The following is a 21,449-nucleotide window of genomic DNA, read 5'->3' on the forward strand; positions in this document are numbered from 1 at the left end:
TTTAGCCGTGATACTTTACCCTATGTATTTTAATTACACGATGATTGGACAGTTGCACTACTTTTGAAATATTTTTAAAGAAAAAACCACTTCACAAAATTCGTAAAGTGGTTAACACGATTAAATAGGCCAGTCTTCTAACGTATAGGCCATTTCCCAAAACATATATTCATATTTACTGCTTGTTATAAAAATAGATTCCATTTGCCGTTTTTCTTCTTCTGATGCTTGTTCTGCATACGCATCCATTCGTTCAATTTGCTCTTTCACTAAGGAGCCAAACCATTCATTTCCATATGTATCTATCCATTTTTGATAAATCGGAACACCAGGACTAGAACCTTTAAACTTTTCACCAATTTCCCAGTATAACCAATAACATGGGAGAATGGCTGCAAGGACATCCCCAAGCGAACCTTTGTATGCTGCTGAAAACAGATGATTTGTATAAGCGAGTGCGGTAGGTGCAGGGTTGTCAACTACAATGACTCCATCTTTTGAAATGCCTAATTCTTTTGCAAACCCTTCATGAAGCATATGCTCTGCTTCATATGAGGTAGTAGCATGATAAGCCATTCGACTCGTCGTATAAAAATCTTTTGCTTTTGCAGCACCTATCGATTGTACTTGAGCAAATTTCGAGAGATAATATGAATCTTGCTGCACATAATAGCGAAAACATTCAATAGGTAAAGACCCATCTGCAACACCAGTCACAAATGGATGGGAAAAACTACCCTCCCATATTGAATCAACTTTTTTTCGTAAATGCTCAGAAAATTTCATCGCTAACCATCCTTTCCGTAATCATGGTAAAGAGACTCCATTAATTGTCCTTTTAATCGTAAATAGTTAGAAGACAATAATACCTTCTTCTCTCGTGGTCGTGGCAAATCTACTTTAAATTCTGCTAAAACATTTGTTGGTTTAGGGGATAATACATAGATGCGATCGGACAAATAAATGGCTTCATCGATACTATGTGTTATAAATAAAATTGTCCGTTTCATAGTCATCCAAATATTCAAAAGCCATTCTTGCATTTTTTCTCTTGTTAAAGCATCGAGTGCTCCAAAGGGTTCATCAAGTAATAATAAATCTTTTTTATGAAAAAATGTTCGCAATAACGCGGCTCGCTGTTTCATTCCCCCAGATAATACTTCTGGATAATGATGCTCATACCCTTGTAGACCAAACAATGAAAATAGCGACAATGCTTCTTTTTCAGCTTCTTTTCGATTTTCTTTTGCTAAAGTTGAGCCGAGTAACACATTTTCAAGTACAGTTTTCCACGGAAACAACAAATCTTTTTGCATCATATAGCTACAATGATTTCTTTCCCCATTAATATTTTTATTATCAAGTAAGACCTCACCGCTATCAGGTGTTTCTAGTCCAGCAATAATATTAAATAACGTACTTTTCCCACAACCGCTCGGACCAATTAAACTAACAAATTCTCCTTTTTGAATGTCAAACGACAAATCATGAATAATTTTAGAAAAATAAGGTCCATTTTGAAACGAATAATGAAGATGATTGATTGATACGTACATAAGTCTCACCCTCGTTTATGGAAGAAATTGTGTTGTCATTGCATCTTTCGCATCGACTTGTTCTTCAATTACACCATGTTCTAACATCCACTCAGAGAAATTATTCCAAATTGTTTCCGATTGAATCCCCCATTTTTCTGCATCCCCTTTGTATTTTTGACTTAACCATTTTTGAGAAGCAATAATGAGCTCTTCATTTGCTTCTGGAGTAGCTTCAATTAAAATCGCTGCTGCTTCTTCTGGGTCAGCAATGGCAAAGTCATATCCTTTACTAACTGCTCGTAAAAACTTCTCAACTAACTCTGGTTTGTTTTCAATTACAGCTTCACTAGTCATAATAACAGGAGCATAATAATTAAAAACAGGATCAATGTCTGTTAAATAAATCATATGAATGTCTTCGTTGCGAGTTTCAGCCTCTACACCAGTCCATCCGTAATAAATCCATTGAAAATCAATGTCTCTTTTCGTATTTACAAAAAAATCTGCTGTTCCCACCGTTATATTATTTACAGTAGACGGATCGGCACCTTCAGCTTCCATTAATGTTGAAATCATTGCTTCTTCTAAAGGAGATCCCCATCCACCGTATGTTTTACCTTCGAAATCTGCCGGTGACATAATCCCTTTTTCTACTGGGGACGCAAACCCAGAAGTGTGATCTTGAATAACTGCAGCAACAGAGACAATAGGAATTCCTGTTGAACGAGCTACCGTCAACTCATCTTGTGAGCTGATCCCAAACTCTGCTTTTCCGGACGCGACAACTTGTGAAGCGCTTTCCATCGCAGGTTCAATAATCGTTACATTTAATCCTTCTTCTTCAAAAAAACCTTTTTCTTTGGCAACATAAAGTCCGGTATGATTTGTGTTCGGTACCCAATCTAATATAAAGGTAACATCGACTTGTTCTTCTGCTTCCTTTCCCCCACCATTACAAGCCGTACTAATGGCTAAAACAAAGACTAAAATCATCACTACAATCCACTTTTTATTCATCTCTACTACTCCGTTTCTTATATTGTTTGTATTTCCATGGCATCGCAAGTCGACTGATTAGGAGGACAACTAAAAAGAGCAGGCAACTCAGTAACGAAATTAATGCGATAATGACGAACACTTTGTCAGTGGCAAATGCACTTTGTGCTTTCACTAAATAAATTCCTAATCCTTTACTTGCTCCTACCCATTCTGATATAACAGCGGCTAACACACTATATGTCGCACCAATTCGCAGTCCAGTAAATAAATATGGTAAAGCGGAAGGAAATCGAACATTTGTAAATACTTGCCACTGGGTCCCGCCCATAGAGCGAACAAGTCGAATCATATCTTTGTCACTTGACTGTAACCCCTCAATGACGTTGACGACGACAGGGAAAAATGTTACGAGTGCTACAACTAAAACTTTTGGTAATAAGCCATATCCAAACCAAATAATAAGCAAAGGAGCTATCGCTATGATTGGAATGGTTTGGGAAAATAACAAAATCGGATAAATGCTTTTTCGTAAAAGTGGAGACCAATCTAGGAAAAATGCCAAGATGAGGGCAAATGATATGCCTAATAAAAAACCTAAAACCGCTTCTATTGTTGTCATCCATATATGTTCAGGATAAGTGTGCATCGATTGAATAAACGTTTGAATAATGCTGCTTGGGGCAGGAAGAATCCACATCTCAATTCCCCATATTTTAACAGCTAGTTCCCAAATGATGAGACTTAGCAAGATGGCAACAATGGAAGGTAAAACAACGGTCCCCCCTTTTTTTAACATGTTCATCTTTGACATCCTTTCAGCACATAAAAAAAGACTACATGACAACGGCATGTAGACATACATTTTAATAGATTTGTATATCCTCCCTCCGCTGGCATTATCCAGATCAGGTTATCGGGTCGATATCTTCATCAGGATATCCTCTCAGCCAACCTCATAGCTCCCCATGACTTTTCTAATTTAGTAAAGAATACCATAGCTAATTCATAGGAACAATACTTTGTTTGAATGTTAGAGGGAATTTAACGAAAAAATATCATTTGAACAAGTAAAAAAAATCGAATAATATTAAAGAAGAATAGAAGAGTTAGAGTCAGTAGACGAAGGAGTACACAATCGATGAAAAAACAATTTGCCGTCATTGGTTTAGGACGTTTTGGGAGCAGTGTTTGTAAGGAGTTATATAAATTAGGGAATGAAGTACTAGCCATTGATATGAATGATGAACGTGTAAATGCCATTACAAAACATGCTACACATGCAGTTATTGCAAACGCTACAGATGAAAACGCATTAAATTCGCTTGGGATTCGAAACTTTGATAATGTCGTTGTTGCGATAGGAGATAATATTCAATCTAGTATTTTATGTACGTTATTATTAAAAGAAATGGGAATATCACAAGTATGGGTGAAAGCCCAAAATCACTATCACCATCGTGTTCTTGAAAAAATAGGAGCAGACCGAATCGTTCACCCAGAAAAAGATATGGGCATTCGCATTGCTCAGCATCTCGTTTCCGAAAAAATAATCGATTATATTGAGCTATCTGATGAATATAGCATAGTAGAACTGATTGCATCAGATAAAGTAGCAAACCGCTCTATTATTGATTTAAACATCCGGGCAATTTATGGATGTACAATCTTAGCGATTAAGCGAAATGAAACGATTAATATCACCCCATTACCACATGAGATTATTGAAAAAAATGATATTTTAATAATGATTGGACATAAAAACGATTTAAAGCGGTTTGAAGATGGTGGATTATAAAGGGGAAGATCCTTTTTAAAAGATAAGAAAAAATTTAGGATAGCAGTGAAGCGTTGAAAGCTATTTCAAGAAGAGCGAAGGCTCCGCACTCGCTTTTAAAGATTGGCCGATGGACAGACTGGTTGGTAACTCTTACGGACATAGGTTCCGCTATTTTAAGAAAAAATAGCGTTTGTTACATCCTAAAGGACATACGTTCCGTTATATGAGCAGAAACGAGGGATTTCGTTGCTGTTTTTAGTTACATAACGGAACGTATGTCCGTTATGTGAAGTGCGGAAAGATAAATCCATGAGAAAACTTGTTTTTTGTTAAGATATAAGAAAGCATAAAAATTTTTGGCCTAACAGTGAAGCTTTGAAAGCTTATTCTACAAAAAAATGAGATGTTCAAACAAATTTTCATCATTTGAACATCTCAGAAAGTTTACCATTATTCCTTTTTGTCTTCTTCCTTTTCTTTTTGTTGTTCAGCTGCTGGCTCGGACTTTGGTTTCATTGGTCTTCCGAACATAAGTGCATCCCAAGGGTCCATAACGACTTTTTCTTCTTTCTGAACTTGTTGTTCTTGCTTATCAGTCATTTTTTCTCCTCCTGGTTTATAATTTCGTAATATCCTATTCTTCTAATCTTGAATGTGTGTGGGCATATGAATAAAATCCATTGCTCATTAACATTACTTTACAATTAACACAGGACACTGAACATGTTTCGCTACTTTATGACTTACACTTCCTAAAACCATACTTTGAAAACGATTTAAGCCACGGCTTCCAACAACAACACAATCGTAAGCGCTTTCATTTACGTAGTTCACGAGCTTTTTACAAGGGTCACCATACAAAATGGTTACTTTATAATGTATATTTGACTTTTTAAAAAGTTGAATTGTTGTTTCTAGTTTTTCTTTTCTGTTTTTTTCAATTTCAAGTGGATTGTTATGATGCAAAACATCCGCTTTTGACGTAGACTCATCGACTACATAAACAATGTCAACGATAGCACTTTCATACCTCTTTAATAACTCAATTGCTTTTTCAGCTGCACGAAATGAGTGTGTTGAACCATCCGCTGCTAAGACAACATGTTTGAACATAACAATCCCCCATTCATAATTTCTTGTATTATTTTTACTATATTCCCGTTTCCACGGAAAAGTTCCTGTTTATTGCAAAAAAAAACGCCACAAATAAGTGACGTATTTTGTATAAAAATTTTGGTATAGCAGCGAAGTTTTGAAAGAAAGACGCTTCCGCGTTTTTCTTTAATGACCAGATGCTTTTGAGAGTCCGCCAATCTTATCCATTAATTTTGAGCTTTCTTTATTTAATCCTATAAATTCAACTTTTACTTTGTTTTGCGCGAATTTATACTCGATTTTATCAATTGCTCCAACTGCTGAATCATCCCATAGGTGAGCTAACGTTAAATCAATTTTTACATGTTGAACAGTCGTATCTTTGAAATCAATTTCTTCTAAGAAATCTGTAACGGAAGCAAAGAATAATTGTCCCTCTACTCGATAAACATGTGTATGATCTGTTACGGTTTTTACCACTTTCACCTTTGAAATTTTAGCGGCAAAGAAAATGGCACTTAACACAACACCAGCAAGAACACCTTTTGCCAAATCATGTGTAATTACAACGGTCCCAACTGTCACAACCATAACGGTAGCATCGGTTCTCGGGATTTTATGAATGTTTTTTAATGAATTCCAATCAAATGTACCGATTGCAACCATAATCATGACACCTGCTAGGGCAGCCATTGGGATTTGGACAACGATATTCCCTAAAACCAAAATTAAAAACATTAAAAATGCGCCAGCTACTAATGCAGATAGTCGACCACGACCACCAGACTTAACATTAATAACCGATTGGCCAATCATTGCACACCCTGCCATACCTCCAAAAAACCCAGTCACAACGTTGGCGATTCCTTGACCACGACTTTCTTTATTTTTATCACTTTCTGTATCTGTCATATCATCAACAATCGATGCCGTTAACAGAGACTCTAAAATTCCAACAATCGCAAGAGCTAACGAGTATGGAAAAATAATCATAAGCGTTTCAAATGTGAGTGGAATAGAAGGAATCATAAAAATTGGTAGTGTCTGAGTTAGTGTACCCATGTCACCTACTGTGCGAATGCCGATATTACCGAAAATAACAATTGCCGTGACTACGATAATCGCAACTAAAGTCGACGGTACGGCCTTTGTAAATCGCGGTAAAATATAAATGATTGCTAGCGTTAATGCAACTAAAGCGTACATAATCCATGTTTCATCAACAAAATGTTGCAACTGTGATGTGAAAATTAAAATCGCTAAGGCGTTAACAAAGCCAACCATTACAGAACGTGGAATAAACTTCATGTATCGAGCGAGTTTAAACACGCCAAATAATATTTGTAAGATTCCACATAAAATGGTAGCTGCTAATAAGTATTGTAATCCATGGTCAGCAACTAACGTAATCATGAGTAACGCCATCGCTCCAGTTGCAGCAGAAATCATTCCTGGTCTTCCACCGACAAAAGCAATAACAACGGCAATACAAAATGAGGCGTATAATCCGACCATTGGATCTACTCCAGCAATAATTGAGAAAGCAATCGCTTCAGGAATTAACGCTAAGGCGACTACGATTCCAGCAAGCACATCTCCTCTTACATTGCTGAACCACTCTTGTTTAATTTTTTGAACGTTCAATGTTGCACCTCTTCCTATAAATTTTTTAATGTTGACTTTCGACTCTCACGAAAGTCAGGACCGTTTTTCACTATTTTGCATTGTAGCATGAAATTAAACATAGGAAAATTCGCATGTAAGCGTATATCATTCTTGTTTTTCTTCTTAATACTAGTCATTTCTCTTATTTAATACTTTTTTCACAATATAGACAAATATATGATTAATTTTTTGCGAAATAATTGTTAAGGGTGTAGATATACCTATATAAAGGACTAATAACCGTCCTCCCTAAAGAGAGGACGGTTTTAGTAGTTATGTGTCCATAAAAAAAGTTTTACTACCTTTTTTGTAAGATAAGAAAGTATAAAAATTTTGGTATAGCAGTGAAGCTTTGAAAGCTATTTCAAGAAGAGCGAAGGCTGCGCACCTGCGTGTTTCACCCCAAGAAGAGCACTTGGGGTTCACTTTCAAAAGCGGGCAGGGCTCCGCACTTCGCTTGAAAGAAAAGACGCTCCCGCGTTTTTCTTAGTCAATTTGTAACAGCTTCTTTTTATGACACTTGAGTTATCTTTTCTTTACTTCTATTTGGTTTATTTGAAATAAAAGCAAAAATCATACCAATAAATGGGAATAACATCATCAAATATAAAATTTCTTGATAACTAGAAAAATAATCATAGGCTAAGGCAAACGGTAATGGACCAAAAGCAGACCCGATGACCATCACAGTCATCGATGCTCCTTTAATACTGCCAATATTTGCTCGACCAAAAAAATTCGGCCATACTATCCCAAGACTTATCGCCTCAAATCCACCAACAATGCCACGAGCAATTCCAAAAATGATTGCCCCTGTATACGAGTCGGTGTAAACAAGAATAACCATAATTCCGATTTGACCAAGAAATGATAAAGCTATCATATAGTTTACTTTCATTCGTTCTACTAAAAACCCTGCTAAAAATGTAACCGGGAAAGAAACAATAGCCATAATACTTAACACAAAGGCTGCTTGTGTTCTTTCAATCCCGCTTTCAGCAAGAATGGGTACAAAATGAAATACAATACCTGTATTCACCATGGATGGCACAGATACGCAAAATAATAAAAGCCAAAACTGTTTTGTTTTCATTGCTTCTTGCATCGTCCATCGTTCTTCTGAAACATCGTTCGAGTTTTTACTGTCAAGTGTTTCCTTAACCGCATTATCTGGTAATAACCCAACATCTTCAGGCTTATTTCTTATAAAAAAATACGCTAAAGGAACGAATAGAAAAAATAGAAAAGCAGCCCATACTAGCCAAGACATTTGCCAACCAACTTGGTCAATTAACCAAGCATTAAAAGGTGGTAAAGCAGCAGCACTTAAAAAGCTTCCAAATGCCATAAAGCTTAGAGCACGTCCTCGTTTACTAACAAACCATTGCGGGACTAAAGTTCCTGGAATTAATGTCATTGAACCTTGACCAAAAAGTCTGAGCATAAACAAACCAAAAAATAACATAACAGGTCCTAACAAAAAACTATTAAACACACAAGTGATTCCTAATATAACGGCAATAATGACGGTCATTTTTCGCTGTCCATACTTATCTACGAGTCTGCCAACAAGAAATAATAGAAAACCAGCCAATAATGTAGCAAATAAATACATTGTTGAAACAAGTGTACTACTCCAACCAAAATGTTCAAGATAAGCATCAATAAAGATGGAAATAGAATATGTTTGGCCTGGTCCAGAGAAAAACACCCCCATAGCTGCAATAGCAACAATGACCCAACCATAATAAAAGCGGGTTTGCACTGGGAGTTTATTATTATGTATCACATTTTCCACTCCTTCATGATGTTGTATATTTGATTATTTTACCATGTATAAGAAACAAAAAGAAATTATTTCACTTTTCGAAATAATAAAAAGGACACCGTTAAGGTCTCCTTTTTATATAAGGCAAACAAGTATCTTTCAACTACTATGAGTGAAGACCAAGTGTTTTTATTAAAGAAAATTTACAAATCAGACAATAGCGAGATAATGTGGTCCTCGATTTCTTTTCCATCCGTCTCTTTTAACTGGTTAATTAAGATGGAGAAAATAAGCTTTTCTTCATTTCGGGTAGTAACATAACCAGAAAGTGAGCTTACCGTTGATAATGTTCCGGTTTTCGCAAATACATTTCCTTTTGTTTGGCCATGTTTCATTCGGTCAGAAAGAGTTCCGCCTATAGTTTCATCTTCAAGCCCTGCCACTGGTAATGTGTGAAAAAAAACGTCAAACCACTCTTCTTTCTGAATCACATAAAGAAGGTTCGTTATTTCATTTGCTGGAATCCCGTTAACATGAGAAAGTCCTGATCCATCTCTTAAAATCATTGTGTTTGAATTTATCCCGAAAGATTCGAGTGTTTCATGAACAACATCGATTCCATTTTCCCAATTCCCCTCCCCTCTTTTTACCTTCCCTAACTCTTTAATAAGCATTTCCGAAATTCCATTATTACTATGTTTCATTAAAGACGTAACAATGCTAGATAAAGGTGGTGAAGTTTGCCGAAGAATAACAAGTGAATGAGTAGGAGTTTTCCCTTTTTTAACTTCCCCTTTTACTGAAATCCCTTGTAATTCTAATTGTTCTTTTAATAATAAACCGGTCATATAAGTTGGATCCCAAATGGCGATTTGTATTTGCTCGTTTTCGTTCGCCAGTCCAATTTCTCCCTTAACAATAATCGTATCTGAACCGTGATTTCGCTGTACTGTTATTCCTTTGTTTTTGCTTGTATCTACTGTTATTGTTTCGTTTATTATCGGAGGATATGATGCTCTAGGTTCGCTTTTTACGATTGCTTTTTTACCGACTTTTTTGTTTGGACTAATATCAATAAAAATAGTGCCAATATCCAAATCACTATTTGGTGTGAATGTTAATGCTGAAATACTAGGTGCATATTTCATCTCTTCGTCAGACCATGGTAAGTCTACGGGATATCGGACTGAGTCATAAGAGGTATCATCGACAATTAGATCTCCCTTTACTACTTCAATACCAGACATTTTAACTTTGCGGGCCATTTCTTCTAACACTTCTATTGTAATAGTTGGATCTCCATTTCCTTTTACATATAAGTGGCCATCAAGTGTGTTTTTTTTCATTCGTCCGTCTGTTTGAATCAATGTCTGAAATGTATAACCTTTACCGAGTTGATGGAGCCCGCTAGCCACGGTTAATAATTTCATGTTTGATGCAGGTCTCATTCTTGTATCCCCAAAATAGTTATATAATAGCTTTCCATCTTCACTATCGCGTATGCTAATACTCGCAATAGCACCGTTAGAAGTGATTTCTTTATCAATCATTTCGTTTATTTTCTTCTCAAGCTCCCATACGTTTTCAATAGCAGAAACGGATTGAAAAGAGGAACCAAATAAAAATATGAAAATGAATAGTAATTGGGTAAAAAATTTATTCATTGTATCCTTCCTTTCCATCCTATGAATTTTTACTGTGTCCCATTTTGGGGTAAAGTACTATGAAAACATTAATTTTACGATTTTCGCAAATTTTCAGAGTGTTACCTATTTTCTATCTCTTTATGCACATGATGAAGTATAATGAGAAGAGTAAACATACGAAGGAGGGTTATAGATGAGAATAAGCAATTTATATCAAGACATTTCTAACATCATCTACGTTAATGAAAACCATTCATTAAAAGAGGCATTAACAACACTCGAACAGTCAGGGTACCGCTGTATTCCAATTCTTGATAGAAAGGCAGAACGTTTTTTAGGAAACATTTACAAATCACAAATATATGAGTACATGGTTAAAGAAAACGGGGATTTATCTTTGCCAGTAACTACGTTAGCGAAAGATCAAAATGCGATTATTCATAAAAATTCATCTTTTTATGAAGCCTTTCTAACAGTCAAACGCCTTCCCTACTTAACAATTTTAGATGAAAAAGAACACTTTGTTGGGATTTTCACACATAGCCGAATCATGGAAATATTAGAAGATAGTTGGGGTGTTGGACAAGGAAGCTATACATTATCAATTATTTGTATGGAATATAAAGGGGCTTTAAATAAAGTAACAGGAATTATTAATAAATATACGGACATAAAAAGTCTCCTCACTTTAGACAATCAAAAAACTGTGTCCCGTCGAATTGTCGTTACTTTACCTAAAGATGTAGATGAAACCCTTTGTAAAAAAATAATTAAAAATCTAAATAAAAGCGGATTTCGTGTGTTTGATATTGAGGATGTATCTGAACTGGAAATGTAAAAACACGTTGGGTCAAAGATGCATCTTTGACCCAACGTGTTTATTTTAACATATAAAAAAGCAAACAAATTTTGGAATAGCAGTGAAGCTTTGAAAGCTATTCCAAGAAGAGCGAATGCTCCGCACTTTGCTTGAAAGAAAAGACGCTCCCGCGTTTTTCTTATTTTAATAATTTCATATCGAATGATGGAACGAACCCTTTCTCTTGGGCACGTCCTAATAATGAATAAATCGCTTCATATCCTTCTTCTCCTAAATTAGCAGTAAATGAATTCACATATAATTGAATGTGATTCTTTGCCACCTCCTCAGACATTTCTTGAGCATGGTCTAATATATACGGTTTCGAAATGTCAGGATTAGCCCAAGCATATTCGACAGATTGCTGAATCGTTGTAGTTAACGCCTGTAAATCAAGTGAACGCCGAGCAATAATTGCCCCTAATGGAATCGGGAATCCCGTATCTGTCTCCCACCAGTTTCCGAGGTCACATATCATGTCTAATTCATATTGCTGGTATGTAAAGCGTGCTTCATGAATAACTAAACCGGCGTCAATGATTCCGTCTCGTACCGCAGGCATAATTTCGTGAAACGGCATGACTATAATTTCCCCAACACCGCCAGGGACATTTTCTTCAGCCCATAACCGAAACAATAAATAGGCTGTTGACCGTTCGCTAGGAACAGCCACTCTTTTTTTTGAAAGGGCACTGGCCCCAAACGACGAGTCGGTTTTTCTTGTTAAAACAAGCGGACCACACCCTCGCCCTAAGGCTCCGCCGCAAGGAAGTAGCGCATACTCTTTCAAAACCCATGGTAATGCCGCATAGGATATTTTTAACACATCTAACTCATTTGGTTTCGTCGCCAAATGATTCGTAATATCGATATCTGCATAAGTCACATTCACTTTAGGTGCGTCAGGAAGCAATCCGTGTACCCAAGCGTGGAATACAAATGTATCGTTTGGACAAGGGGAAAACGCGATATTTATTGTCATGTATACAACTCCTTTAATACAGAACTAACTTTCGTCAGTTGCTGTAATGCTTCTTTAATTTTCCAGTCCTCTTTATTGCGAGGACCGACTTGATTCGAAATGGCGCGAATTTCTAACATTGGCACTCTAAGGATGTTAGCTGCAGTTGCTACACCAAACCCTTCCATCGCTTCTGCAACCGCGGAAGGAAATCGTTTTTTTAGTTTTTCACTTGTTTCTTTAGTTCCTGTCGTTGTAGATACCGTTAAAATCGGACCTAACCGAGTTGCATATCGCTTATCATCTAGTCCATTTTTTATGATGGAGCGATGATGAGGATCAGACGTAAACATACTTGCTCCGAAACCAAGCTCTTCTAGGGTTAGAAACCCATCTTTTGTTTCTGAACCTAAATCTCCAGCGATAATCGATGTGCCAATCACGATATCCCCTATTTCGGCTTCATGCACAAAGCCACCAGCAATTCCTACATTTATAAGTAAATCATAATTTTGGCTCATTAATAATCGTGCTGTATGTACAGCAGCTTGCATTGGACCAACGCCAACGATCTCAACGGAAACTTGATTCGAATGACCTAAGCCACTTAGAATAGCTTGCTTTTCTGCTTCAACAGATGTTACAAGTAAAATTTTTTGACTAAGCATAAAAAAACCCCTTTATTCTCCTTAAAAACACTTTATATTTTAACACAATGACTTCAACGTGAGAATAATTTGAGTTTCTCCTATAAGCATGGTTTATATATTTTTTACATCGTTTTACACTTTCGTTTTTTTACCATATGGTGATATATTTATCGTAATCTTTGAAATGAGGGTGAGAAAAGTGAGAAGAAATCGTTTTATTTTAAGCTTTTTATTGCTTTTAATATTCATTCACTTTTCCAATATTCATAGCCTTGAGCGATTTCACCAAACCTATATGCATGAGCATTGGCTTCTTCCTTCTCCAGAAATCGACGATGGGAACCAGTTATATAGTTCAAAACAAATAGTTAGTTCATTACTGTTCCTTTCATTTTTTGCCTTGCTTATTGTAGAAAAGTGGAATCGGTATATAAAAGCTCAAGCAAGTATTCTACTTTTAAAGTCTTTTTTACTATCAATCTTTTACCAATCTAATAACATGTTGTCTTTTCATTTTTCCTCATATAAAACATGAATTGGTAAAGGAGGAGAATGAAGATGATATGGCTTCGAATCATTATGATTGGCTTATTATCAACGAGTGCGATTAGTATTTTTTTATTTCAAGCAATTGAATTTACAAATGCAATCGTTGGTCTTTATAAAACAAAATAGACGGGTATTCACCACTTCCCTTTTATTATCAAATTGCGATTTCAAAGTTGTGAATATTAAGTCAAGAAAGATTCTTTATTCACAAAGTAAAGAGGGACCATTGGTCCCTCTTTTTTATTAAGAAGAAAGTATAAAAAATTTAGGTGTAGCAATGAAGTATTGAAAGCTATTTCAAGAAGAGCGAAGGCTCCGCACTTCGCTAGAATCGAAAAGACGCTCCCGCGTTTTTCTTATGTTAAATAATTTTCTTTTCCTTCTCAACCCTGTCATCAATCGCATTTTGTGCGTAATAAATTTCGGATTGCAAGTATTCCTTGTGCCTTTTTGTTTGTTCATCATCCCATTGGAATTCTTCTTTCATATAGGCAATAACCGCTTCTTTCCACTGTAGTACCCAATCAATATTGAAGAATAACGCTGCCGTACGCCGGTTGAAAAAATCGATAGGACTTGATGCCATTTCTTCTTCGATAGCGTATGTTAATTGAGCAAATACTGTTGGAGTTAATGGCTGTTCTGTTTCATTTGCCTGTTGTATTCGTACAAAGATCGAATCAACATTAGACCCGTATAAAGAGACTAATCGCTCTGCTTCACTTTCTGTTAATCCAATGGAAATCCCTTCTTTTGTTTTCTCCTTTTTAAATTTTTCAAACGAAGGTCCAACATCTCCACCAGAAAGAATGATTTGGTCTGTTGTACAACGTTGTTCATTTCCTAATTCTTTCGCTACATAATCAACAATCCGCTCCGCCATTTTTCGATAGCCCGTTAATTTACCGCCTGCAATCGAAATTAAACCGGAATTTGAAAAGAAGATCTCATCTTTTCTCGAAATTTCTGATGCGCTTTTTCCTTCTTCATGAATAAGTGGGCGTAAACCTACCCAACTCGATTCAATATCGGTTTTTGTAAGGTTAATTGACGGAAACATATAATTGACAGCATCAATAATATAATCACGATCTTTTTTTGTCACTCGTGGGTGGGCGATGTCACCTTCATAAAATGTGTCTGTTGTTCCTACATATGTTTTCCCTTGCCTTGGAATGGCAAAGACCATTCGTCCGTCATGTTCAGTATCAAAATATACAGCTTGTTTTAACGGAAATCGTTTTCCATCGATAACAAGGTGGATACCTTTAGTTAGATGAAGATATTTTTGTTTTTTAGATTTATCTTTTTCTCTTAACGTATCAACCCATGGTCCTGCCGCATTTACTATTTTTTTCGCGTAAATCTCATGTTCTAAATTGTTTAAAGTATCCAATACTTTAACACCGACAACTTGATTATCACGGTAAATAAAATCAAGTGCTTTTACATAATTAATTGCTAAAGTTCCACGTGCCACCGCCTCTTTGATCACTTCCAATGTCAACCGAGCATCATCGGTTCGATACTCGACATATATTCCGCCACCTTTTAATTTATCTTCGCGAATTAATGGTTCCTTTTGTAACGTTTCTTCTCTTGAAAGCATTTTTCTTCGTTCGTGTTTATGAACACCAGCAAGTGCATCATATACTTTTAACCCGATCGATGTTGCTGTTTTCCCAAAGGTCCCTCCTTTAATCATTGGGAGTAACATCCACTCTGGTGTTGTAACATGTGGTGCATTTCGATAAACAATCGCTCGTTCTTTTCCGACTTCTGATACTAGCTTAATTTCAAACTGCTTTAAATATCGAAGTCCCCCATGAACTAATTTTGTTGAGCGACTAGACGTTCCTGCTGCAAAGTCTTGCATGTCAATGACTCCAGTTTTTAACCCTCGTACTTGCGCATCTAGTGCTATACCAGCACCAGTAATTCCACCACCGATTACTAATAAATCGAGTTCATTTGATTTCATCTCTTCCAAATATGTTGAACGCTGTTTGCTTGAAAATCGTTGTTTCATGATGAACATCCTCTCTCATTTAAAATCCCATGTGGATACAAAAAGAGACCACAACATCTCAAAATGAAATTCAGTTTGAGTGCTGTGGTCTCTCATATGCTCCGGACCAATTATTAACCTACCTTTATTATACTTGATTTATATAATTAATCAATAAAAAAATTAGTATTAACATGCATTACTGCATTACTAGTCATATAATAACGGGGCATATGTCATATTTTTAGTCATATCTAGTCATAAATCCAAAAATTTTACTAACGAATATAACCATCACATGATAGAATAATAGTATTATTTACCGAAAAATGTCGTTTAATGAAGAATGAAAAAGGAGAAAGACACCGATGAATATGAAAATGCCAACGATATTTAAACCAGTTGAAAAACCGCCACGACCAAAGCGCTATATTCCCGTCAGTCAAAAGTTTACGTACAGTCATATTGTTGCGATGATATGGATGATAACTTCCATCGCCATATCATTGCCGTGGGTTTATCAATTAGGGGCTTATATCACCGTTCCTATTGCCCTACTAATAATCGCAGGAATTGCTTATATCCCTGGATATTTTAATGCGTTTATGGTTTCAAGTTTGTTGTTTGATAAACAGCCTGTTATTAAAGAATCATTTCCAACCGAGCCAATTACGATTTTAATTGCTTGTTATAATGAAGAAAAAGGAATTGAAATGACGTTAGAATATATAAAAAAACAAGATTACACTGGTGATGTTCGAGTCATTGTCATTGATAATAATTCATCAGATAAGACAGCAGAAATTGCAATGTCAGCCGGGGTTGAACTTGAAATGAATGTTAAAGTTATTCAAGAACCAAACCCTGGAAAGCATCATGCATTAAACACAGCGCTCAACTACGTCGACACAGATTTAGTCATTACATTAGATGCTGATACACTACTTCAAAAATCAGCTGTACGAAAAATTGTAGGAAGAATGATTAGTTCCCCTTCCGATGTTTGTGCTGTGGCAGGTACAGTTTTAGTCCGCAATAGTCGAGGGAAATTTTTGGCAAAAATGCAAGAGTGGGATTATTTCTTAGGTATTGCAAGCATTAAACGCCTTCAAGGGTTATTTCAAGGAACTCTTGTTGCTCAAGGTGCTTTCTCGATTTATGAAACGAATGCTGTACGGTTAGTGAATGGTTGGCCAGATGCTATCGGCGAAGATATCGTGTTAACTTGGCGCCTGCTTTCAAATAATCGAAAAGTATATTTTGAACCAATGGCGGTTGCTTTTACAGAAGTTCCAGAATCATTTCGTCACTTTTTCAGGCAGCGTAGTCGTTGGGCAAGAGGGATGGTCGAAGCATTAAAAGTCGTAAAACCATGGCAGCAATCTTCTCCTTATACAAAGTATTTAACTGGTGCAAATTTAGTAATGCCATACTTAGATATTGTGTACACATTAATATGGATTCCAGGATTAGTATTAGCGTTGTTTGGTTACTATTGGATTGTTGGAGCTTATACTCTCCTCGTTTTACCTTTAGCAATGCTAGTTAATTATATTTTGTATCGCTACCAAAAACATGTATTTGAAGAATTGAACCTGTATATTAGAAAAAATATATTAGGCTTTATAGCGTTTGTGTTGTTTTATCAAATCTTGATGAGTCCAATATCAGTTTGGGGCTATTGTCAGGAAGTATTTAAACTAAAACGAATATGGAAATAAGAAAAAAAGGAGTCCGACGATACAAAGTCAGGACTCCTTTTTTCTTATCGAAACTTAATGAATCATTTTCTTGCAATGTGGGCATAAGCATTTGTCCGGGTTACGAGCAACAATGACCCCACAATGTGTACAAGCATTTGGTTTTGGTGTCGCAAGCTCTTTTGGACCACCGAATAACCTGTAATCTGGCCTCATGACATGACCGAGAGCAAAGTAAACACAAACTGCCGGGATTAGTGAAGCAATCAGAATTGCAATTGTAAATGCCAATTCACTCTTCCTCCCTGCTGACCTTATATCGTTAGTATCTATAGTATACCTAAATTACAGTTGTTGTGCCATTCGCTACTCTATAGAAAAAGTTGTTTCGTATACGATGCCAAGATGACGATATGTAATCATAACTTCGTATATGGTTTCGTTGTGGATTAATGTTAATCCGTAAATCGTGTCATCTTCTGTTATAGTTCCAGCTTCGATATGATTAAAATGTTCAGCTGCGATTGTATTTGGTTTAATTGTGACCTCAGACAAATCTTTAAACGTATATTCGGTTTCTTCCTGACCCTCAAATTGTTCAGGAATCATAAATCCTTTAGGATGGTAACTCTCTTGAATTTTCATTTGGGCTGGCGTAACATTGTGATTGACGAAGACTTCCTCTATTTTAATCTGGCCGAATGAACTTTTATTGCCGAGTCTTATAAGCTGTACATCTCCATCTAACGAAGAACCATTTTGAATCGTTTCTAATGGTGGGTTTAATTTTAAAAATAAGAAAATGCTTGCGACTATGATAAGTAAAATGATAATGAAAATCATTACTTTTTTCAAAACAATTCCTCCTCAATTTCTCCAAGTTGATGTTTTTTCCTTTTATATTACCATATAAAATGGTAATTTCCTTAAAATCCCACAAATTTTCCTGTTTTAAAATAATGTCCTACGATTTTTGAGGTAAATTATAATAAAAACACCTACCAAATAAAAAACGATAGGTGTTTGTGCACTATTTATTATTACAGTCTTTTGGCCATATTGCGAGCGATCCAAACTCCGGCCGCTCCTGCTTGAGCAAGTCCTCTCGTAATTCCTGCTCCATCACCACCACAATATAATCCTTGAATTTCCGTTTCAAATTCCTCTGTTAGTTTCGGTCTGGCTGAGTAGAATTTTGCTTCAACACCATAAAATAAAGTATGTTCTGAAGCTAGTCCTGGCGTCACTTTATCTAACGCTTCGACCATTTCAACAAGGCTTTTCATCGTATTGTAAGGAAGCACAAGGCCTAAATCACCTGGAACCGCTTCTTTTAATGTCGGCTCTAGGAAACCCTCTTGAATTCGCTTCTCCGTTGAACGTCTTCCTTTCATAATATCACCAAATTTTTGAACGATAACGCCGCCGTTTGATAAATCATTGGCACGTTTACAAATTTCTCTAGCATATTCATTTGGTTTATCAAATGGTTCTGTAAATTTATGAGAAACAAGTAAGGCGAAATTTGTATTTTTTGATCCTAACGCAGGGTCTTTATAAGAGTGTCCATTCGCTGCCATAATGCCACTATGGTTTTCTACTACAACATGGCCAGAGGGATTGCTACAAAATGTTCTGACTTGTGTCCCGACAGATGTGTTAAAAATGAATTTTCCTTCATATAAATGTTCATTGATTTCTCTCATGACAACATCTGATGTTTCTACACGTACCCCAACATCCACTTGATTATTGTACATTTTTAATTTTCTCTTTTTGAGAATGTTCGTTAGCCATGCTGAGCCGTCTCTTCCTGGTGCAATCATGACATAATCACTGAAAACCTCGGTTTCGTTTTTTAAGGCGATTCCATATATTTTATGCTTTCCGTCGATTTTTTCCGTTAAAATATCTTTTACTTCTGTTTTGTACATCATGTCGATTTTATCTTTTAAATATTCATAAATCGATTTTAAAATTTCTAAGTTTTGTTCTGTTCCTAAGTGACGAACTTCTGCTCGCAATAATTTTAACCCTGCTCCATACCCTTTTTGTTCAATTTCTCTTACCTTTTCCGTTGTAGGGTCTGTAATGGTATTTGTTGCGCCATGTTTTAAATTGATCTCATCGACATATCGGATTAATTCGACGACTTTGGATGGTTGTAAATAATCGGTCATCCAACCGCCAAATTCTGTAGTAATATTAAATTTTCCATCACTATATGCCCCAGCCCCACCAAAACCATTGGTGATCGAACAGGCAGGCAAACAGCCAGCAAAGTCTTTTTTACCTGCTGGAGGTGGACAAAATTGAATTTTCTCTTCTAAGATCGGACAATTTCTTCGGTAAATATCGTGTCCTTTATCTATAAGTAACACTTTTGCATTTGGTTTTTTTTCTAATAGTTCATAACTAGCGAAAATCCCAGCTGGACCAGCTCCAACAATAATAGCATCATATTTGTTCATTTTAATTCCCCCATGAATGTTGATCTACTTTTGGACAGCAAAAAACCTAACGTAAACGGAGCATTCCTGTCCCGTTCGTAGTTAGGAATTATCGGTTCCTTCTAGAGACCCTCAAACCTTATTATTGAGGATATACGAACTATCACAATTTTTTATTATAAACGAAATTTTATAAGTGTCAATATCAATTTATGGTTTTTATTCGTGTTTTATATTGATATTTTGTAAAAAAGTAAAAAATCTCACTGCGATAACATTAAAATCCGAACATTGGTGCATTTTGATTTAATTCTCATTCCTATATGGTATGATGAAAGAAAAATGTGGAAGTGAAAACATGGCTAGTCAATATTCTGTTATTCGTTGTTCATATGAGAATTTTTCTATACGAAAAGATGAAGAATTCGTATTGATTCATGAATTAAAGGTGCATCTTTATGTAAATGGCGAAAAACTAACAATTACTTATAGCTTGATAAAGGAAGATAAATGCTGGGGGTTTACAGATGCATTTGATTGTGACAATCAAGCTAGGCCTGGAATCCTATCGTTTTCTGAAATTGAAGATTTACTTCTTTATGAACCAAATATAAAACGAATGAAGGAAGAAATTGAAATGAGGTTGTATAATCGAACACTGCCGCTTACAAAAATATACGAGCCACAGAATTATTCTCCATATGACTTTGTCGATTTTCAAAACAAATGCAAACACATTGCGCAATCTTATAAACTACCCTATACGGTGCTCACGTTTGAACAATTAGGTTATACAAGTTTTAATACAGTCAAACTTCACTTTCGCAAAGGTCCACTTTATCTTTTATGTAACCATTATCGTGTTGCTTTCGTAAAGGACCTTGACAATTATCCGTTTGTATTCTTTGACGATAGTGAACTTGCTAAATGTTTCGGTCTGCCATATGAAGTATTATCTGTCCAATTTTTAAATCAACCTTTGAACATAGAGGATATTGTTACAGGGGTTGAGGAGTTTGATGTGGAGTATTATGTTTCTCATTTTTTACCGAAAACAAATGGAGAGTTTTTATTTAATTTTTGGGATTAACGTCTTATTAGTAAAAAGAAGTTTGAGCTTTTCAAAAGCCCAAACTTCTTTTTTAAAAGATAAATAAGTATAGAATTTTTGGTCTAGCACCGAAGCTTTCAAAGCTTATTCAAGAAGAGCGAAGGCTGCGCACCTGAGCATTTCACCCCAAGAAGAGTACTTGTGGTTCACTGTCAAAAGTGGGCAGGGCTCCGCACTTCGCTTGAAACGAAAAGACGCTCCGCGTTTTTCTTATTTTTTTAGTAATACTTGTTCTTCCAAACGTTTCCACACTAACTCAACAAACTGTTTACACTTCACTTTGTCAGTTTCTTGTAGGAGCAATTCTACTTTTAGTGTGACGGCTAAATTTGTTTTGGCATGTAACAAATCCTTGAAACGATCAACAGCTCCACAAAAATGAGGATAAAAGCGGTCACCGGTCCCTGCTATTCCGGTCACTAGCCTTTTTCTTTCCTGTTTGTTTAATTCCTCAAATAACGGCACCATTTCTTTCGGAATATCGCCGTTTCCCCATGTATATGTTCCAATAACAATAACATCATAAAAATCAAGGAAAGAAAAAGTAAATTGCTGAATTGGAAAGATATCAACATGCTGAAATTTCTTGTGACATTCTTTGGATATCTCTTCGACCAAATCTTTCGTATTCCCTGTCACGGAACTATAGATGATCGCAATCTTCATTATAAAC

At 36.0% G+C, this 21,449-nt stretch carries 20 protein-coding genes and 2 riboswitches; of the genes, 4 read left to right on the forward strand and 16 right to left on the reverse strand.

What is annotated here, in order from left to right; genetic code table 11:
• Window positions 1-120: 120 nt before the first annotated feature.
• Genes tenA through T323_RS0103120 form a run of 4 tightly spaced genes read right to left on the reverse strand, consistent with a single transcriptional unit; the run spans window position 121 to window position 3,339 of the window.
• A complete protein-coding gene (gene tenA, locus T323_RS0103105) occupies window positions 121-786 on the reverse strand; it encodes a thiaminase II (RefSeq protein ID WP_026671969.1) in 666 nt (221 codons plus the stop codon).
• A 2-nt stretch (window positions 787-788) separates the two neighbouring features.
• Entirely contained in the window at window positions 789-1,556 is a 768-nt protein-coding gene (locus tag T323_RS25840) for an ABC transporter ATP-binding protein (protein ID WP_035177482.1), read from the reverse strand.
• A gap of 15 nt (window positions 1,557-1,571) precedes the next feature.
• On the reverse strand, window positions 1,572-2,555 hold the full coding sequence (locus T323_RS0103115; protein WP_026671970.1) for an ABC transporter substrate-binding protein: 984 nt from the start codon (window positions 2,553-2,555) through the stop codon (window positions 1,572-1,574).
• A complete protein-coding gene (locus T323_RS0103120; protein WP_026671971.1) occupies window positions 2,548-3,339 on the reverse strand; it encodes an ABC transporter permease in 792 nt (263 codons plus the stop codon). Before T323_RS0103120 ends, T323_RS0103115 begins: the two co-directional genes overlap by 8 nt.
• Window positions 3,340-3,402: 63 nt before the next feature.
• Window positions 3,403-3,513, reverse strand: a riboswitch (TPP riboswitch).
• Window positions 3,514-3,675: 162 nt separating this feature from the next.
• Between T323_RS0103120 and T323_RS0103125 the strand changes: the two genes are divergently transcribed.
• The gene (locus tag T323_RS0103125) at window positions 3,676-4,332 is read left to right on the forward strand and encodes a potassium channel family protein (RefSeq protein ID WP_026671972.1); all 657 of its coding nucleotides are present in this window, start codon (window positions 3,676-3,678) and stop codon (window positions 4,330-4,332) included.
• Between the two features lie 432 nt (window positions 4,333-4,764).
• Here the strand turns inward: T323_RS0103125 and T323_RS28700 are convergent, their stop codons facing one another.
• The 5 genes from T323_RS28700 to dacB all read right to left on the reverse strand — a co-directional run bounded on the left by T323_RS28700 (window position 4,765) and on the right by dacB (window position 10,506).
• Window positions 4,765-4,914, reverse strand: coding sequence for a hypothetical protein (locus tag T323_RS28700; protein WP_156942381.1), 150 nt, complete (start codon window positions 4,912-4,914; stop codon window positions 4,765-4,767).
• A 93-nt stretch (window positions 4,915-5,007) separates the two neighbouring features.
• Window positions 5,008-5,427 carry a universal stress protein gene (locus tag T323_RS0103135; RefSeq protein WP_026671973.1) on the reverse strand — a complete coding sequence of 140 codons (420 nt, stop codon included), beginning with the start codon at window positions 5,425-5,427 and terminating at the stop codon, window positions 5,008-5,010.
• A 168-nt stretch (window positions 5,428-5,595) separates the two neighbouring features.
• The gene (locus tag T323_RS0103140) at window positions 5,596-7,053 is read right to left on the reverse strand and encodes a SulP family inorganic anion transporter (RefSeq protein WP_026671974.1); all 1,458 of its coding nucleotides are present in this window, start codon (window positions 7,051-7,053) and stop codon (window positions 5,596-5,598) included.
• A gap of 532 nt (window positions 7,054-7,585) precedes the next feature.
• Window positions 7,586-8,863, reverse strand: coding sequence for an MFS transporter (locus T323_RS0103145; protein WP_245613674.1), 1,278 nt, complete (start codon window positions 8,861-8,863; stop codon window positions 7,586-7,588).
• A 182-nt stretch (window positions 8,864-9,045) separates the two neighbouring features.
• Window positions 9,046-10,506 (reverse strand): D-alanyl-D-alanine carboxypeptidase/D-alanyl-D-alanine endopeptidase, encoded by a 1,461-nt coding sequence (gene dacB / locus T323_RS0103150; protein ID WP_051556335.1) that lies wholly within the window; start codon window positions 10,504-10,506, stop codon window positions 9,046-9,048.
• Between the two features lie 175 nt (window positions 10,507-10,681).
• On the opposite strand from dacB, the gene cbpA reads away from it, so the two are divergent.
• Complete coding sequence (gene cbpA, locus T323_RS0103155) at window positions 10,682-11,326, forward strand: cyclic di-AMP binding protein CbpA (protein ID WP_026671977.1); 645 nt, start codon at window positions 10,682-10,684, stop codon at window positions 11,324-11,326.
• 160 nt (window positions 11,327-11,486) lie between these two features.
• Here the strand turns inward: cbpA and T323_RS0103160 are convergent, their stop codons facing one another.
• From T323_RS0103160 to T323_RS0103180, 3 genes are all read right to left on the reverse strand, one after another.
• Entirely contained in the window at window positions 11,487-12,323 is an 837-nt protein-coding gene (locus tag T323_RS0103160; RefSeq protein WP_026671978.1) for a 1,4-dihydroxy-6-naphtoate synthase, read from the reverse strand.
• Window positions 12,324-12,325: 2 nt separating this feature from the next.
• A complete protein-coding gene (locus tag T323_RS0103165; protein ID WP_026671979.1) occupies window positions 12,326-12,976 on the reverse strand; it encodes a futalosine hydrolase in 651 nt (216 codons plus the stop codon).
• An 892-nt stretch (window positions 12,977-13,868) separates the two neighbouring features.
• The gene (locus T323_RS0103180) at window positions 13,869-15,536 is read right to left on the reverse strand and encodes a glycerol-3-phosphate dehydrogenase/oxidase (RefSeq protein WP_026671981.1); all 1,668 of its coding nucleotides are present in this window, start codon (window positions 15,534-15,536) and stop codon (window positions 13,869-13,871) included.
• A 353-nt stretch (window positions 15,537-15,889) separates the two neighbouring features.
• Between T323_RS0103180 and T323_RS0103185 the strand changes: the two genes are divergently transcribed.
• Window positions 15,890-17,236 (forward strand): glycosyltransferase family 2 protein, encoded by a 1,347-nt coding sequence (locus T323_RS0103185; RefSeq protein ID WP_026671982.1) that lies wholly within the window; start codon window positions 15,890-15,892, stop codon window positions 17,234-17,236.
• Window positions 17,237-17,290: 54 nt separating this feature from the next.
• Here the strand turns inward: T323_RS0103185 and T323_RS0103190 are convergent, their stop codons facing one another.
• The 3 genes from T323_RS0103190 to T323_RS0103200 all read right to left on the reverse strand — a co-directional run bounded on the left by T323_RS0103190 (window position 17,291) and on the right by T323_RS0103200 (window position 19,686).
• Window positions 17,291-17,506 (reverse strand): hypothetical protein, encoded by a 216-nt coding sequence (locus T323_RS0103190; RefSeq protein WP_026671983.1) that lies wholly within the window; start codon window positions 17,504-17,506, stop codon window positions 17,291-17,293.
• A gap of 75 nt (window positions 17,507-17,581) precedes the next feature.
• On the reverse strand, window positions 17,582-18,070 hold the full coding sequence (locus T323_RS0103195) for a hypothetical protein (RefSeq protein ID WP_026671984.1): 489 nt from the start codon (window positions 18,068-18,070) through the stop codon (window positions 17,582-17,584).
• Window positions 18,071-18,255: 185 nt separating this feature from the next.
• Window positions 18,256-19,686 carry an NAD(P)/FAD-dependent oxidoreductase gene (locus tag T323_RS0103200; RefSeq protein ID WP_026671985.1) on the reverse strand — a complete coding sequence of 477 codons (1,431 nt, stop codon included), beginning with the start codon at window positions 19,684-19,686 and terminating at the stop codon, window positions 18,256-18,258.
• Window positions 19,687-19,744: 58 nt separating this feature from the next.
• A riboswitch (purine riboswitch) is annotated at window positions 19,745-19,844 on the reverse strand.
• Window positions 19,845-20,023: 179 nt separating this feature from the next.
• On the opposite strand from T323_RS0103200, the gene T323_RS0103205 reads away from it, so the two are divergent.
• A complete protein-coding gene (locus T323_RS0103205; RefSeq protein WP_026671986.1) occupies window positions 20,024-20,755 on the forward strand; it encodes a hypothetical protein in 732 nt (243 codons plus the stop codon).
• Window positions 20,756-20,986: 231 nt separating this feature from the next.
• On the opposite strand, the gene T323_RS0103210 is transcribed toward T323_RS0103205, so the two are convergent.
• Complete coding sequence (locus T323_RS0103210; protein ID WP_026671987.1) at window positions 20,987-21,442, reverse strand: flavodoxin domain-containing protein; 456 nt, start codon at window positions 21,440-21,442, stop codon at window positions 20,987-20,989.
• Window positions 21,443-21,449 lie beyond the last annotated feature (7 nt).

The sequence above is a fragment of the Alkalihalobacillus bogoriensis ATCC BAA-922 genome (genome assembly GCF_000621445.1).
Lineage (GTDB): Bacteria > Bacillota > Bacilli > Bacillales > Bacillaceae_F > Bacillus_AO > Bacillus_AO bogoriense.